Here is a 14,044-nt window from a genome sequence, read left to right as displayed (position 1 = left end):
TCAACTCCTGCGCCCGTCCCGGAGTCGCCGCAGTGCGCGGGCTGCCGCGTGGGCGCCGCACATGCCGTGTGCGCCCGGGCCCGGCGGGGTGGCCGCCGAGCACAGGTAGTGCCCGGGCAGGCCGGTGTCGTAGGGCTGGAGCGTGGTGCGCGGCCCGAACACCAGCTGCCGGACGTCCTTCGCCCCGGTGAGGATGTCGCCGCCGGTGAAGTTCGGGTTCGCGCCGCCGAACCCCTCGGGCGAGCACGCCGATCTGCCGACCACCCGCTCGCGGAAGCCGGGGGCGAACCGCTCGATCTGCGCGGTGACCGCCTCGGTGACGTCGCCCTCGTAGCCGTTCGGGACGTGGGCGTAGGCCCAGACCGGGTGCACGTCACCGGCCGACCGGGTCGGGTCGGCGAGGTACTGCTGCCCGACCAGGACGAACGGCCGCTCCGGCAGGCGCCCTTCGTGCACGTCCCGCTCGGCCGCCGCGATCTCCCGTCCCGTACCGGCGAGATGGACGGTCCCCGCGCGACGGGCCGCCTCCGCCCGCCAGGGCACGCCGCCCGCCACGGCGAAGTCGACCTTGAAGGCGGCCGGTCCGCGGCGGAAGCGGCGGAAGGCACGCGCGGCACGCGGCGGCAGCCGGTCGCCGAGGACGCCGGCCAGGGCGGTCGGCGAAACGTCCCAGATCACGGTGTCCGAGGGCGGCACCTGCGAGGCCGACCGCACATGCACCCCCGTCTCGATCTTGCCGCCGAGGTCGAGCAGCGCCGCCGCCAGCGCGTCGCTGATCGCCCGCGAGCCGCCCTCGGCGACCGCCCAGCCGTGCCGGTGTCCCGCGGTGAGGATGCCGAGCCCGATCGCCGAGGACAGCGGCCGGTTCAGCGGCCGGAAGGCGTGCGCGGCCACCCCCAGCCACAGTGCACGCGCCTGCTCGGTACGGAACGAGCGGGCCAGGGCCGTCGCGGGCAGTGCCGCCGGGACGCCGAAGCGCGCCAGCTTCAGCGGGTGCCGCGGCAGCCGCAGCAGCGGGCCGAGGATGTCCTCGCCGAGGGTGTCGTAGTCCCGTGCGGGCTGCTCGAACAGCGACCGCCAGCGCCTGCCGTCCGGACCGAGCCCCGCGGCGGTCCCGGTCACGGAGCGGTGCAGGACGCCGGCGGTGCCGTCGTCGAGCGGATGCGCACAGTCGATCTCCGGCAGCCGCCAGCGCAGCCCGTACCGGTCCAGCGCGAGGTCGCCCAGGACCGGCGAGCCGACGGCCATGGGGTGCACCGCCGAGCAGTGGTCGTGCAGCAGTCCGGGGACGATCGCCTCGACGGTGCGGGTGCCGCCGCCGATGGTGTCGGCGGCCTCCAGCACCGTGACGTCGACGCCGGAACGGGCCAGGACGACGGCCGCGGTGAGCCCGTTGGGACCGCTGCCGACCACTGTCGCGGTGGTCATGGCCGCTTCTCCCTCCCGGGCTGCTCCCCCATGACCTGCTCCCTTCCGCACCGATCCCCCATCATCTTCTCCGTCCCGCCGTGGCCGCCGCTCACGCGGGCGCCTCCAGACCGGCGCCGGCGCCGTCCTGACCGTCGGGGTGGCCGTCGCGGTGACCGGCAGCCGAGTCCGTCTGCCGCTGCGGCTGTCCGCGGCGGAACGTGACGGTCAGCGGTATCGGCCCGTTGGGGAGCCACGGCTGCTCGTTCACGGCGTCCGCCACCCTCCAGTAGCCGCGCTCGACGACTCCGAGGGCGGCGTCGATCACCTTGTAGTGCTGCACCGGGGAGTGGATGGCCTGCGATTCGACCCACACCACGATCCACTCGCCGGGGGCGAAGCCGACGCGTTCCTGTACGGCGCGGACGAGGTCCTCGTCGTGCAGATGCCCGTCGCCGAAGTTGAACCCGATGAGGGAGTTGCAGCCGAACTCGGCCTCCCGCACCGTACGCGAGTCCAGGTCGGGAAGGTTCGCCGCCAGCACGGAGAACAGGCCCCGGCCCTGGCTGTGCATCGACCGCCAGGCGATCGTCTGCTGAAGGGTGATCTCGGCGATCTTCGGCTCGTACCCCATCGCTTGCAGCTGGTCGATCTGGTTCTGCGTGGGCCGGGGCGCCAGGGAGTTGAGCTTGGCCTCCGCCCCGGGTGCGAACGCCCACAGCGCAGACGCCCAGTTGCCCGCGTACTGCCGCATCGACGGCAGGAAGGAGACCAGGTCGGGGCGCAGGTTGCCCAGTACGGGGAAGAACAGCAGAGCGGCGGTGACGGCGAGCGCCAGCCACGGCGGCGACATGTCCGTCACGCCGTAGCCGTCCGAGGCCGGGAAGCCCAGGAACAGAAACACCGTCAGATAGCCGAAGAGGATGTTCCACTCAAGCGGCACCGCCAGCGGGAACGTCGAGGTGATGAACAGGTGGAAGACCACCATCAGCACCACTCCGGCCAGGGTCAGCCAGTAGTTGGTGGAGAACAGCAGCACCAGAGGGGTGACGACCTCCACCGTCGTGCCGCCGACGTGTCCCATGAAGCTCGCCAGCCTCGACGGGCGGATGTCGCCCGGGAAGTCGCGGTAGTGCGCGCGCTTGACCCAACGGCTGGGCACGCTCGGGCTGTTGGAGACCATCGGCGCGACGACGGGGGTGAAGTGGCGGCCGAGCTTGGAGACTCCCGCACCGACCCAGATGGTGACGATCAGCAGCTTCGCCGCGACGATCACGTTCACGAACGGCAGGAACGCGAAGAACACCAGCGCGGGCAGGTACTGCTCGCCTCGGGCGGCGAGGAAGACCGTCTTGTCCCGCAGGCCGTTCAGCACGTACAGCGCGATCACTGCGTACAGCACCCCCGGTGCCACCAGCCCCGTGGTGTTCTCCGGCAGGGCCGCCGACAGCGAGTCGCTGTGCACCCCGGGCAGCACGACGGCGGCCGACAGGGCGGCCAGGAAGGCGAGATAGAGCAGCACGTCGCCCACGGTGCGGGTGTTGCCGTCGGTGAACGGCACCCGTTTCCACGGCCGCAGCCGTATGGTGCCGGGCCGCGCCCAGAACAGGATCCCGCCCGTCATCGGCTTGAACTTGCCGGCCAACGGCCCCCAGGAGCCCGCCAGTCCGGCGGTCTCGAGCAGGACGGTCCACAGCACGAGCTTCTGGTAGACGACCGGCTCGTCCCACCACCCGGCGACGTCCCAGAACGGGCCCGCGCCGGAGGTGGCCGTCGCCACCAGGACGCCGCCGAACGCGTACAGGACCAGCAGCTTCACCATGTAGACGGTGTGGATCATCTTCGGCGAGCCGAAGCCGAACTCCACCCAGTGCAGGGCGAGTTGCTTCGTCCGCTCGAACAGCGGCCTGTCGAGGAAGGTCTCCGGATCGACCGGTGGGAAGTCTGCCGTCTTGAAGCCCATGTGTCGTCGTCCCTTCGATGTGATGCGGGCAGGGCGGATCGCCGCGCGACGACGTCACGTCAGTGACGACGTCACGGCGCGGAGTGGAGTGGAGTGGATGTACGGCAGCGGGTACGGCGGAGTGAAGCGGTGTACGGAAGCGGGTACGGCGGAGTCGGTGTGCGGGTGACGGCTCGGGCGCCGAACTGTCAGCCGGCCGGGGCCGGTTGGCCGCGCAGCGCGGGCTTGTCGATCTTCCCGACCGGGTTCTTCGGGAGCGCGTCGACGAGGGTGATACGGGCGGGGATCTTGACCTTCGCGAGCCGTTCGCGGCAGTGCGCGGCCAACTCCTCGGCGGTGGCCCGCGCTTCGGGATACAGCGCGACCACGGCGACCGGCACCTCGCCCAGCACCGGGTCGGGTGCGCCGACCACGGCGGCTTCGAGGACCGCCGGGTGTGCGTGCAGCGCGTTCTCGATCTCCTTCGGGTAGAGGTTCTCCCCGCCCCGGATGATCAAGTCCTTGATGCGGTCGACGAGGACGAGGTAGCCGTCGTCGTCGAACCGTCCGACGTCACCGGTGTGCAGCCAGCCGTCGGTGATCGTGGCCGCGGTCTCCTCCGCCCGTCCCAGATAGCCGCGCATCACGTTCGGTCCCTTGATGACGACTTCGCCCGGCCCGTCGGTCATCAACTGGCCCTGCGGGTCCATGAGTTCGACCCGCTGGCCGGGCAGCGGACGGCCGACCGTGCCGGGCTTGCGCGGACCGGCCACCGGGTTGAGCGTGGACGCGCAGGTGCCCTCCGACAGCCCGTAGCCCTCGACGACCGGCACGCCGTAGCGCTGCTCGAACCGGCCGATGAGTTCGGCGGGCATGGGCGCCGCGCCGCAGACGACGAGGCGCAGCGACGAGGTGTCCGGACGGCGGGCGCCGTCCGGGAGCCCGGTGAGTCTCGCGTAGATCGCGGGCACGGCCGAGAAGTACGTGGGCCGCACCCGCTCGATCACGTCGAAGAAGGTCTCCGGCCGGAACCGCCCGGCGACGGTCGCCCGTCCGCCCGCGAGCAGCGGTGAGAGGACGCTCACCACGATCCCGTTGACGTGGAACAGCGGAAGGATCAGCAGGCTGTGGTCGCGGGTGCCGAGGCCGAGCCCGGTGACGATCATGTCCACCATCGCCCGGACGTTGGCGTGGTCGAGCATGACGCCCTTCGGCCGCCCGGTGGTGCCGCTGGTGTAGATCAGCAGCGCCAGCGCGGCGTCGTCAACTCCGGTTTCGCTCAAGCCGGTTGGACCTGACGCTGCACCGCCCGAACCGCCGTCCACAGGCTCCGCGAGCGCCGCCACGTCCAGCGTGACCAGTTCCGCACCGGCGTCCCCGACCACCACCCGCGCGCCCGCGTCGCGGATCTGGAAGCCGGCCTCTCCGGCGGTCAGCGCCGGATTGACGGGTGTGACCGCCGCGCCCAGCCGCCAGGCGGCGAACAGGGTGACGACCAGCTCGACCCGGTTGGGCAGCACGACGGCGACGACGTCACCGGGGCCGGTCCCCCGCGCCCGCAGCACGGCCGCGGCACTGCGCACCCGGGCGGCGAACGCGGCGTTGTCCAGCATCACGGCGTCGTCGGCGATGCAGGGCCCGTGCGGATCGCGGCGGGCGCGTTCATCGGGCAGTACGGCGAGGTGCATGCAGGTCGTCCTCTCGTGTGCGGCTCCGGCACGTTGTGCGTCACGACGAGATGTGCGCCACGTCACTGTGAGGACCGTAGAAAAGCGGGGTCGATCTGGACCATGGGCCGGCGGACCGAAGCCTCCGCCCGTCGTTGTGCCGCCGTCACAACGAGTCGCAGCGAGGTGACTCCCCGGCCGCGACCCGCCGGCGACGGTCGCGACGGCGGCGCGGAAAGGCGGCCTGCGACCCCTCCCGCCCTGGTGAGGGCCTTGCTACGGTGCGCGCCATGTCCGCAGACGTCGACGCCCTCGTCGCCGAGGTCGCCCACGCTCTCGACGCCGATCTGCCCGCCCTCACCGACGAGATGACGACGTGGTTCGTCGAGGTCATCCCGGAGTTCCGGCACGACGAGGCGGTACGCGAACTCATGGTGGCGAGCACGTCGTCCAACCTGGTGGCGATCGTCGACCTGCTACGGCACTCCATTCCGGTCGAGCAGATCTCCGTACCGGCCGCCGCGGCGGAGTACGCCCGCCGGTTCGCCCAGCACTCGCTGTCCCTGGAGGCGCTGCTGCGGGCGTACCGGCTCGGTGAGAACCGGTTCACGCAGTGGGGGATCACGGCGCTGGACCGGCTCGGCGACGTACCGACGCACCTGGCGCTCGCCGCCATCGCGGAGTTGTCCCGGCGCACCAACAGCTATATCGACCGGGTCATCGAAGGTCTCATCGACATCTACGAGACGGAACGGCGGCTCTGGAACAGCCGCGTCGGAGCCGCCCATGCCGCCCGGATCCGTCTCGTCCTGGCGTCGGAGGGCATGTCCGAGGTGGAGGCCCACCATCTCCTCGGCATCCCCGTCACCGGCTGGCACACGGCCGCCGTCGCCTGGCTGCCCGCGGAGGCGCCGAGCGAGACGGGGGCCCTCGACGCCGCCGCCCGCGCGGTCCAGCGGGCCTTCGGCCCCGGCACACCCCTGACGCTGCTCAACGACGCCCGCACGATGTGGATCTGGGTGCAGCATCGGGACCCGCACGCCCTGGACGTGGACCTGCTGCACGAGGGCATGGCGAGCGTCGCCGCCGAGGCGCGGGTCGCGCTGGGCGCTCAGGCACCGGGGCTCGCCGGGTTCCGCGGCTCGCTGCGCGAGGCCATCCGGACCCAGGCGGTCGCCGGGACCGCGCAGAACAGCGATCTCAGGGTCCTGGCGTTCGACGACGTCGCGGTCGCCGCGCTGCTCACCGAGAAGTCCGAGGATCTCGCGCACTGGATCGCCCGCACGCTCGGCGGCCTCGCGGCCGACGACCCGGGACACCCTCAACTGCGCGGCACCGTACGGGTGTTCCTGGAGTCGGGATGCAGCTACACGCAGGCGGCGGCGCGGCTGCACCTGCACAAGAACACCGTGCACTACCGCGTGCGCAAGGCCGAGGAGCTGATCGGCCGCCCGCTCACCGAGGACCGGCTGAACCTCGAAGTGGCCCTCATGGCACGGGCGTTGCTGTGGCGGCGGCTGCCCCGCCCGACGGCCGCCGCGGACGGCGCTCCCGGTGTGTAGCCGTCAGCCTTGGGGCCGCGGCGGCGCCATCGCCTGCTGGAAACCGGAGTTGACGGCGGTGAGGCCGCCGTCGACGGGCAGCGTGACCCCCGTGATCCACTCCGCGTCGGCGGAGGCGAGGAAGGCGACGGCCGCCGCGATGTCGCCGGGGCGGCCCACCCGTCCCATCGGGTAGAGCGCCGCCGCCCGTTCCAGCGCTGCCTCACGTCCCGCCCAGGCGTCGGTGTGCACCGTGCCGGGCGCGACGAGGTTGACGCGTACGCCACGCGGCCCGCCGTCTCCGGCGAGGGTGCGGGTGAGGGAGGAGAGACCGGCCTTGGCGGCGCTGTACGCGTGGTTGCTGAAGTCCTGAATGCCGTTCACGGAACCGATGTTGACGATCGCTCCGCGCCCCCCGGCCGCCGCGAGATGCGGCATCGCGGCGCGGGCGCAGCGGAAGGCGCCGGTGAGGGAGATGTCCAGGTCCCGTTCCCAGACCTCGTCGGGCTCGTCCTCGAACAGCGCCGCGTCCGGAGTGCATGAGCAGGCGTTGTTGACGAGTACGTCGAGACGGCCGAAGTGCCGGACGGCGTCCGCCACCGCCGTCTCCACGGCCTGCCGGTCGCCGACGTCGCAGGCCGCGGCACGTGCTTCGCCGCCGTCGGCGCGGATCGCCTCCGCCATGCGTTCGGCGCGCGCACCGTCCAGATCGGTCACCGTCACGCGCGCGCCCTCGGCCGCGAACCGCCGGGAGACGGCCGCGCCTATCCCCTGCCCCGCGCCCGTGACGAGCGCCGCATACCCCTCGAATCGCCTCATCGCCCGAGACTAACTCCGGGGCGCGGGGCCGGACACCGGTCCGGCCCCGGGCAACGGGCAGCCTCAGTGGCCGTCGGCGTCCCCGCCGCCGGAACCGCCGGAGCGGCGTCCGCGCGCACGCGACAGCGGGATCACGTCGGCGAACTCCCCGGCGCCGCCGGTGTCCTGGCCGTCCGAGCCCTCCCGGCCGTCCCGGCCCGCCGGGGCTGCCGGACCCGGCGGGCCGGACGTGACGAGGGGCCCGGCGACGGACGGCGCACCGGCACCACCACCGGCACCGGCTGCCGCGTCCGCGGCGCCCGCGGCGTCCACGGCCGCCTCCCCGTACCGGCCCCCGCCGAGGAACACCGACAGCACACGCGCGACCGACTCGCCCGTCATGCGGGCCCGTTCGTGCGCCAGCCGCAGCTGGTGCTCGGTCGGCCGCGGGCCGCCCGCGGCGGCAACGGGCCGCGCTCCCAGTGGGACGCTCATGGCTTCCTCCCGACTCCCGCGTACAGGGCGGCGCTGCGCAGCAGGTCGGCCTCCTCGCCGGTGGCCTCGACGGGTGCGTCGGGGCGCCAGTCGTGTGCCGCGGTCACCTGCGGGTCGATCAGCTCCAGGCCGTCGAAGAAGCTCTCGACCTCCTCCTTGGCGCGCCACTGCACCGTGGTGCCGCCCGCGTCGTACACCTTCTTCACGCCCTGCCACGCGACCTGGTCGAAGTCGTACGTGCAGTGGCTGAGCACGAGGAAGCTGCCGGACGCCAGCTTGTCGACCAGTCCGGAGACGATCTCGTACGGCTTGCAGTCGTCCGGCACGAAGTGGAGGAGCGCGACGAGCGAGAGCGCGACCGGCTTGTCCAGGTCGATGACCTCGCGCAGCTGGGGCGAGTCGAGTATGGGGTCCTCGCGCACGTCGGCGTTGATGTAGGCGGTGCGGCCCTCGGGGGTGCTGCGCATCAGTACGTGCGCGTACTCCAGGACCGTCGCGTCGTGGTCGGCGTAGACGACTCGGGCGTCGGGCGCCGCCTCCTGTGCGACCTGGTGGAGGTTGGGCGGGGTGGGGATGCCGGTGCCGATGTCCACGAACTGGCGGACGCCGTACTCGGTGGCCAGCGCGCGCGTCGCACGGTGCATGAACGACCGGTTGGTCTCCGCGGTGAGCCGGATCTGGGGGCACACCTTGATCACTTTCTCGGCGGCCACCTCGTCGACCGGATACCAGTCCTTGCCGCCCAGGTAGTAGTCGTACATCCGGGCCGAGTGCGGCCTGCTGGTGTCGATCTCAGGCTTTCCGGACGTGGTCATCAGTCATCCCATTCCTGCCGTATGAGGGCTGTTGCCGTATGAGGGCTGCTGCGTATGGAGCTTCCGGCGATGAGGCCGGCGGGGAGAGCACACGGCGAAAGTGCTTCCCCGCCGGCCGGCCGGATGGTCTTCGGTCGGGGGGTCACGGTCGGTGGTGCGGGGTGATGCGGATGGTGCGGGGTGGTGCAGGGGGGCCGGCCGTGCGTGGTCTGTGCGGGCGGCCCGGTCCCGGTCAGCTCTTGAGGAAGTCGGCGCCGCCCGACTTGGCGGCCTCGATGAACGCCCTCATCCCGTGGGCCGAGTAGAGCAGGGCCGGGCTGTCCGGATCGGTGGACTGGCGCAGCGCCACGCAGCCGTCGGGCAGCCTCTTGGCCTCGACGCAGGCACCGCCGTTCTGGCCGCTCCACGGCTTGTGCCAGCCCTCGGTGCCCAGTTCACGCGCGGGCATGCCGTTGCGGACCTCGTGACCGACGCGAGCTTCAAGGGTCATTTGTCGTACTCCTTACGCAGGTTACTCAGATACGTCCGGGGATCCGGCACGTGCTCGGCGGCCAGCAGCGAGATGCGCGTGAGCGCCTCCAGGTGCGTGACCACGTCGGGCCGCTGGTCCAGATAGACCGCGCTGGTCAGCCCGACCTCGGTGTAGACGATGTCCTGCAACTCCCGCTCGGCGAACCGGAAGTAGGTCACGTGGCCGCCCGTGCCCGGGTGGGGCCCGGCTGCGAGCGGCACGATCCGCAGGGTGACGTTGGGCAGCTCCGTGGTCTCGAGGAGCCGGTCCAGCTGGCTCCGCATGACCGCCGGGCCGCCCACTTCGCGGCGCAGCGCGGCCTCCTCCAGTACGACCCAGAGCGTCGGGGCGTCGCTGCGCTCCAGCAACTCCTGGCGGCGCACCCGCAGATCGACGCGGTGTTCCAACGACTCCTCGGAGTCGTTGGGGAATCCGGCGCCGATGACGGCACGCGCGTACTGGCGGGTCTGCAACAGCCCCGTCACGTAGTGGGGTTCGTAGACACGGATGACCTCCGCGTCGGTCTCCAGGCTCACGTAGGCGCGGAACCAGTCGGGCAGGGCGTCGCGGAACGGATACCACCAGCCGGGCTCGTTGGCGCGCTCGGCCATGGCTATGAACTCGCCGACCTCCGCCTCGCTCACGTCGTAGAGTCTCAACAGCTCCTTGACATAAGGGACTTTGAGCCCGACCTGGGCGTTCTCCATCCGCCTGATCGTCAGATGGTTCACGCGCAGCGCCTTGGCGGCGGTGTCCAGGCGGAAGCCGGAGCGCTCGCGCAGCTCCTTCAGCCGCTTCCCGAGGATGATGCGCAGCACCGTCGGAGCACTCGAACCGCTCGGAAGTGCATCGGTCACGCCCTCACCTCCCGGGATCCCCCGGTCCGTAGCCGGTCTTCGCAGACGGATTCCGCTTTGACCGTACCGGCTTCGCGGTTGCCGTCATGGCACGCCGGAGCCGGTGCCGATGTGTCAACTCGGGCCGCCTCATTGCGTCTTCACTCTGAAATTATCAGAAGGAAGCTTGCGAGTTGAAGACCGCAGCACTCATAGTGAGGCCGTGCTCCCCTTGAGCGTGCCCCCCACGCACCACCGCCCTCCGCGCCCACCGTCCGGCTCCCGTACGGATTCACACGCGCTCCGGCTCCCGGCCGAGGACGTCAGCGTCCCCCGGGTCCGGCACGCGATGGACCGTTGGCTCGGCCGCCGTGGAGCGTCGTCCGATTTACGCGAGCAAGCTGCCCTGGTGCTCTCGGAGTTGGTGACCAACGCCGTCACCCACACCGACAGCGCCTGGATCGTGTGCGCCGCCTCCTACTGTGAGTACGACGGTGTACGGGTCGAGGTCCACGACGACGACACCAGCAGCCGCTCGCCGCAGCGGCGTGCGCCGACCGCCGAGAAGGAGTGCGGCCGCGGGCTGTACATCGTCGACACCCTCTCGGAGAGCTGGGGCGTGGCGGTCTCGCCCGTCACGCGGGGCAGCGCGGTGTGGGCCCATCTGAAGGACTGACCGGGAGAACCTGGCCGGGAGAACCTGGCCGGGAAGGGCCGCGGGTCTCCGGACCTGGCCTCGTCCCGGCCGTCCCGGGGGCCGCATCACCCGCCACGAGCAGAACTGCCGGTCAGGGGGAGGCCGTTGGGCCCGCGGGGTGGCGGCGCGTGCGTCGCCGGCGGACGGCAGGACGGCACGGGGGGCCGTCGTCCCACACCGCCCGTCTGCTCCGGCGGGCCCGTCGGACGACCGTCACAGGCAGCCGCGCAGCGCCCGTACGAGCGCGTGCGCACGCGGGTCCGAGGTGACGGAGCGCTGCATGGCGGCGGTCACGTATGCGAAGGCCGTACCGGACTCCGGGTCGGCGAACGCCAGCGAGCCGCCGCGTCCCGGGTGGCCGAAGGAGCCCTGCGCGAGCATCGGCGCACCGGGCCCGTGGAGCATGAAGCCCAGCCCGAAGCGGGAGTTGACGATCAGCACGCGGTCCGGCCCGCTCGACTCCTGGGAGCGGGCCTGAGTCAGCGTGGCGGGTGTGAACAGCCGTCCGCCGCCGTGGGGGCGGCGGGCGTGCCGGGGGCCGCGCCCGCCGCCCGCCCCGGCTCCGCCTGATCCACCGGACGCCCCGGACGCCCCGGACGCGGCCGGCTGCGGCTCGACCGGGCCGATGAGCGCCGCGTAGAAGCGGGACAGCGAACGGGCCGTCGCCACGGCACCGGCGCCGGGCAGTCCGGCCGTGAGCCAGACCGGATCGTTCTCGTACGGCCTGGGTCCGGCCGAGTCGAAGGCCCTCCGGGTCAGGGACTCCGGGTCGCCGTACGCCTCCGTCACCGACAGCTTGGGACGCAGCCGCAAGCCCGCCGCGGCGGCCGGCTCGGGGGTGGGCACCTCGGCCAGACGCGCCAAGTCGACGCCGCCGTCCGGGACTTCGGACGTCGCGGGAATGCCGAACCACATGCTCAGACCCAGCGGGCCCGCGATCTCCTCCGCGAACCAGCGCCCGAACGGACGTCCCGTCGCGCGGCGCACCAGCTCGCCGACGAGCCAGCCGAAGGTGTGCGGGTGGTAGCCGTGGTCCGTACCCGGTTCCCACAGCGGTGCCTGCGCCACGAGCGCCGAGGGCCCGCTGACGCCGTCGGCGGCCTGGTCGACGGTGAGCGGGGTGTCGAGCGCCGGGAGGCCCGCACGGTGGGCCAGCACGTGCCGCACCAGTACGCGTTCCTTGCCGTTCGCCTTGAACTCCGGCCAGTACGTGGCGACGGGCGCGTCCAGGTCCAACTGGCCGCGCTGGTGCAGCAGATGGAGCACGGCGGCCGCGGGGCCCTTGGAGGCCGAACGCACGACGGCGGCGGTCTCCCGCTGCCAGAGGTCCACGGTCCCGTCGGCGCCGCGCTCACCGCGGGCATCGGCGGTGCTCTCCCCGCGGCCGTCCTCACCGCCGTCCTGACGGCCGTCCTCACCGCCGTCCTCGCGGGCCGCGGTGGCGGGGTTCCTGGTGCCCGCCCAGAGGTCCGCGACGAGGCGCCCCTCGCGGTGCACGGCGACGGCCGCGCCGGTGTCGCCCCGGTCGGCGAAGTTCGCCGCGAAGGCGTCCCGGACGGCCTCGTAGCCTTCCGCCACCGTGCCGTGGACGTCGACCGCGTTCTCAGCGTTCCGAGCCTTCACGCCTCTGTCCGTCCCACTCGTGCCGTCGTGCCGTCGTTCCTGCACCGTCCATGGTGCTATCGCTGCGGGACGTCCACCGAGCCGGGGTCGAAGCCGAAGGGCAGCTCCAGGCGGTGCGCGGCCAACAGCTTCTCGTCGCACAGGAGTTGCTGCGTACCCCCGTCGGCGACGATCACGCCGTCGCTGAGCACCACCGAACGCGGGCACAACTGGAGGGCGTACGGAAGGTCGTGGGTGACCATCAGCACCGTCACGTCGAGCTGCCGGAGAATGTCCGCCAACTCGCGGCGCGAGGCCGGGTCCAGGTTCGACGACGGCTCGTCGAGCACGAGGATCTCCGGCCGCATGGCCAGCACCGTGGCCACGGCGACGCGCCGTCGCTGCCCGAACGAGAGGTGATGCGGGGGACGTTCGGCGTGCGCCTCCATTCCGACCTGTGCGAGCGCCTCGTCGACGCGCGCGGCCAGCTCCGCGCCGCGCAGTCCGGCGGTGGCGGGCCCGAACGCGACGTCCTCCCGCACGGTCGGCATGAACAGCTGGTCGTCCGGGTCCTGGAAGACGATGCCGACCCGGCGCCGGATCTCCGCGAGATGCTCCGGCCCGACGGGCAGCCCGGCGACGGTGACGGAGCCGGCGCCCGCGGTCAGGATGCCGTTGAGGTGGAGCACGAGCGTGGTCTTGCCAGCGCCGTTGGGCCCGAGCAGGGCGACGCGTTCGCCGCGCGGGACGGTCAAGTCGACGCCGAACAGGGCCTGATGGCCGTCCGGGTAGGCGAAGGCGAGGCGCGAGACGTACAGGGAGGGCGGACTCGGGGACGGGCCGGAGGGCGGATCCGGGGACGGCTCGGGGGGCGGAACCGAGGGCGTCGCGGCGCCGCTCGTGCTGCCGCCGGTACTCGTACTCGTACTCATGCTGTCGCCGGTCACAGGGCCCATCCCATCAGGCAGACCAGGAGCGCCGCGAGCGGGAGGAGCGCGGCGCCCGTCCACTGCGCACGCGTCGCGGTCACCTCGTCGATGACGGGCATCGTGCCCGTGTAGCCGCGGCTGACCATCGCGAGATGGACCCGCTCGCCGCGTTCGTAGGAGCGGATGAAGAGCGCGCCCGCGGACTTCGCCAGCACGCCCCACTGCCGTACGCCGCGCGCACGGAAGCCCCTGGAGAGGCGCGCGATCCGCATCCTGCGCATCTCGTCGCCGATGACGTCGCCGTACCGGATCATGAAGGACGCGATCTGCACGAGCAGCGGAGGAAGCCCCAACCGCTGCATTCCCAGGAGGAGTTCACGCAGCTCGGTCGTGGACGCGAGCAGCACGGAGGCGGCGACGCCGAGCGTGCCCTTGGCCAGGATGTTCCACGCGCTCCACAGCCCGGACGAGGACAGCTGGACGTCCAGCACCTCCACGTACGGACCGCGCGCGACGAACGGCATCAGCACCGCGAACGCCACGAACGGCACCTCGATCAGCATCCGCTTCAGCAGATGCCCGTAGGGAACCCTTCCCCTGCCTTCGGCGTGGAGGCCCCAAGCGGCACCGGCGACCGCGGCGAGCAGCACCGCGTACAGCCCGAAGGCCCACATCGCCTCGCGCGGCGTGGAGACGACGACGAGCACGAAGCAGAAGACGGCCGCGAGCTTGCAGTGCGCCGGAAGCGCGTGCACCGGCGAACCGCCGTGCAGATAGAGCTTGTGGGCGTGGCCCGCTCCCATG

At 72.2% G+C, this 14,044-nt stretch carries 13 protein-coding genes; 2 read left to right on the top strand and 11 right to left on the bottom strand.

The window, feature by feature from the left end; translation table 11 throughout:
* From HCC61_RS24530 to HCC61_RS24520, 3 genes are all read right to left on the bottom strand, one after another.
* Complete coding sequence (locus HCC61_RS24530) at positions 1-1,428, bottom strand: NAD(P)/FAD-dependent oxidoreductase (RefSeq protein WP_169138914.1); 1,428 nt, start codon at positions 1,426-1,428, stop codon at positions 1-3.
* A gap of 91 nt (positions 1,429-1,519) precedes the next feature.
* A complete protein-coding gene (locus tag HCC61_RS24525) occupies positions 1,520-3,370 on the bottom strand; it encodes a DUF3556 domain-containing protein (RefSeq protein ID WP_169138912.1) in 1,851 nt (616 codons plus the stop codon).
* Positions 3,371-3,558: 188 nt separating this feature from the next.
* Complete coding sequence (locus tag HCC61_RS24520) at positions 3,559-5,037, bottom strand: AMP-binding protein (RefSeq protein WP_169138910.1); 1,479 nt, start codon at positions 5,035-5,037, stop codon at positions 3,559-3,561.
* Between the two features lie 269 nt (positions 5,038-5,306).
* Here HCC61_RS24520 and HCC61_RS24515 point away from each other — a divergent pair, with 269 nt between their 5' ends.
* The gene (locus HCC61_RS24515; protein WP_169138908.1) at positions 5,307-6,578 is read left to right on the top strand and encodes a helix-turn-helix domain-containing protein; all 1,272 of its coding nucleotides are present in this window, start codon (positions 5,307-5,309) and stop codon (positions 6,576-6,578) included.
* A 3-nt stretch (positions 6,579-6,581) separates the two neighbouring features.
* Here the strand turns inward: HCC61_RS24515 and HCC61_RS24510 are convergent, their stop codons facing one another.
* From HCC61_RS24510 to HCC61_RS24490, 5 genes are all read right to left on the bottom strand, one after another.
* A complete protein-coding gene (locus HCC61_RS24510; protein ID WP_169138906.1) occupies positions 6,582-7,376 on the bottom strand; it encodes an SDR family NAD(P)-dependent oxidoreductase in 795 nt (264 codons plus the stop codon).
* A 63-nt stretch (positions 7,377-7,439) separates the two neighbouring features.
* A complete protein-coding gene (locus HCC61_RS24505) occupies positions 7,440-7,850 on the bottom strand; it encodes a hypothetical protein (protein ID WP_169138904.1) in 411 nt (136 codons plus the stop codon).
* Positions 7,847-8,665, bottom strand: a complete 819-nt coding sequence (locus tag HCC61_RS24500; RefSeq protein ID WP_169138902.1) for an SAM-dependent methyltransferase — start codon at positions 8,663-8,665, stop codon at positions 7,847-7,849. Before HCC61_RS24500 ends, HCC61_RS24505 begins: the two co-directional genes overlap by 4 nt.
* A 232-nt stretch (positions 8,666-8,897) precedes the next feature.
* Positions 8,898-9,155, bottom strand: coding sequence for a DUF397 domain-containing protein (locus HCC61_RS24495; protein ID WP_169138900.1), 258 nt, complete (start codon positions 9,153-9,155; stop codon positions 8,898-8,900).
* Positions 9,152-10,033 carry a Scr1 family TA system antitoxin-like transcriptional regulator gene (locus HCC61_RS24490; protein WP_169138898.1) on the bottom strand — a complete coding sequence of 294 codons (882 nt, stop codon included), beginning with the start codon at positions 10,031-10,033 and terminating at the stop codon, positions 9,152-9,154. The genes HCC61_RS24495 and HCC61_RS24490 overlap by 4 nt, the downstream gene beginning before the upstream one ends.
* A gap of 109 nt (positions 10,034-10,142) precedes the next feature.
* On the opposite strand from HCC61_RS24490, the gene HCC61_RS31320 reads away from it, so the two are divergent.
* On the top strand, positions 10,143-10,688 hold the full coding sequence (locus HCC61_RS31320; RefSeq protein ID WP_277349090.1) for an ATP-binding protein: 546 nt from the start codon (positions 10,143-10,145) through the stop codon (positions 10,686-10,688).
* 234 nt (positions 10,689-10,922) lie between these two features.
* Here the strand turns inward: HCC61_RS31320 and HCC61_RS24480 are convergent, their stop codons facing one another.
* Genes HCC61_RS24480 through cbiQ form a run of 3 tightly spaced genes read right to left on the bottom strand, consistent with a single transcriptional unit; the run spans position 10,923 to position 14,043 of the window.
* A complete protein-coding gene (locus HCC61_RS24480; RefSeq protein WP_346777369.1) occupies positions 10,923-12,332 on the bottom strand; it encodes a serine hydrolase domain-containing protein in 1,410 nt (469 codons plus the stop codon).
* 56 nt (positions 12,333-12,388) lie between these two features.
* The gene (locus tag HCC61_RS24475) at positions 12,389-13,243 is read right to left on the bottom strand and encodes an ABC transporter ATP-binding protein (RefSeq protein WP_169138894.1); all 855 of its coding nucleotides are present in this window, start codon (positions 13,241-13,243) and stop codon (positions 12,389-12,391) included.
* 11 nt (positions 13,244-13,254) lie between these two features.
* Positions 13,255-14,043 (bottom strand): cobalt ECF transporter T component CbiQ, encoded by a 789-nt coding sequence (gene cbiQ, locus HCC61_RS24470; RefSeq protein WP_169138892.1) that lies wholly within the window; start codon positions 14,041-14,043, stop codon positions 13,255-13,257.
* Position 14,044 lies beyond the last annotated feature (1 nt).

This window comes from Streptomyces sp. HNM0575 (genome assembly GCF_012726265.1).
Lineage (GTDB): Bacteria > Actinomycetota > Actinomycetes > Streptomycetales > Streptomycetaceae > Streptomyces.
The sequence above is the reverse complement of the archived record's forward strand: the minus strand, read 5'-3'. Positions and strand labels throughout refer to the sequence as shown.

What these genes read in the sequence shown, in the direction of transcription:
- HCC61_RS24495 (WP_169138900.1), bottom strand. Translation starts at nt 9,155, where the DNA reads ATGACCCTTGAAGCTCGCGTCGGTCACGAGGTCCGCAACGGCATGCCC.
- HCC61_RS24500 (WP_169138902.1), bottom strand. Translation starts at nt 8,665, where the DNA reads ATGACCACGTCCGGAAAGCCTGAGATCGACACCAGCAGGCCGCACTCG.
- HCC61_RS24525 (WP_169138912.1), bottom strand. Translation starts at nt 3,370, where the DNA reads ATGGGCTTCAAGACGGCAGACTTCCCACCGGTCGATCCGGAGACCTTC.
- HCC61_RS24515 (WP_169138908.1), top strand. Translation starts at nt 5,307, where the DNA reads ATGTCCGCAGACGTCGACGCCCTCGTCGCCGAGGTCGCCCACGCTCTC.
- cbiQ (WP_169138892.1), bottom strand. Translation starts at nt 14,043, where the DNA reads ATGGGAGCGGGCCACGCCCACAAGCTCTATCTGCACGGCGGTTCGCCG.
- HCC61_RS24530 (WP_169138914.1), bottom strand. Translation starts at nt 1,428, where the DNA reads ATGACCACCGCGACAGTGGTCGGCAGCGGTCCCAACGGGCTCACCGCG.
- HCC61_RS31320 (WP_277349090.1), top strand. Translation starts at nt 10,143, where the DNA reads ATGTGTCAACTCGGGCCGCCTCATTGCGTCTTCACTCTGAAATTATCA.
- HCC61_RS24520 (WP_169138910.1), bottom strand. Translation starts at nt 5,037, where the DNA reads ATGCACCTCGCCGTACTGCCCGATGAACGCGCCCGCCGCGATCCGCAC.
- HCC61_RS24505 (WP_169138904.1), bottom strand. Translation starts at nt 7,850, where the DNA reads ATGAGCGTCCCACTGGGAGCGCGGCCCGTTGCCGCCGCGGGCGGCCCG.
- HCC61_RS24475 (WP_169138894.1), bottom strand. Translation starts at nt 13,243, where the DNA reads ATGAGTACGAGTACGAGTACCGGCGGCAGCACGAGCGGCGCCGCGACG.
- HCC61_RS24510 (WP_169138906.1), bottom strand. Translation starts at nt 7,376, where the DNA reads ATGAGGCGATTCGAGGGGTATGCGGCGCTCGTCACGGGCGCGGGGCAG.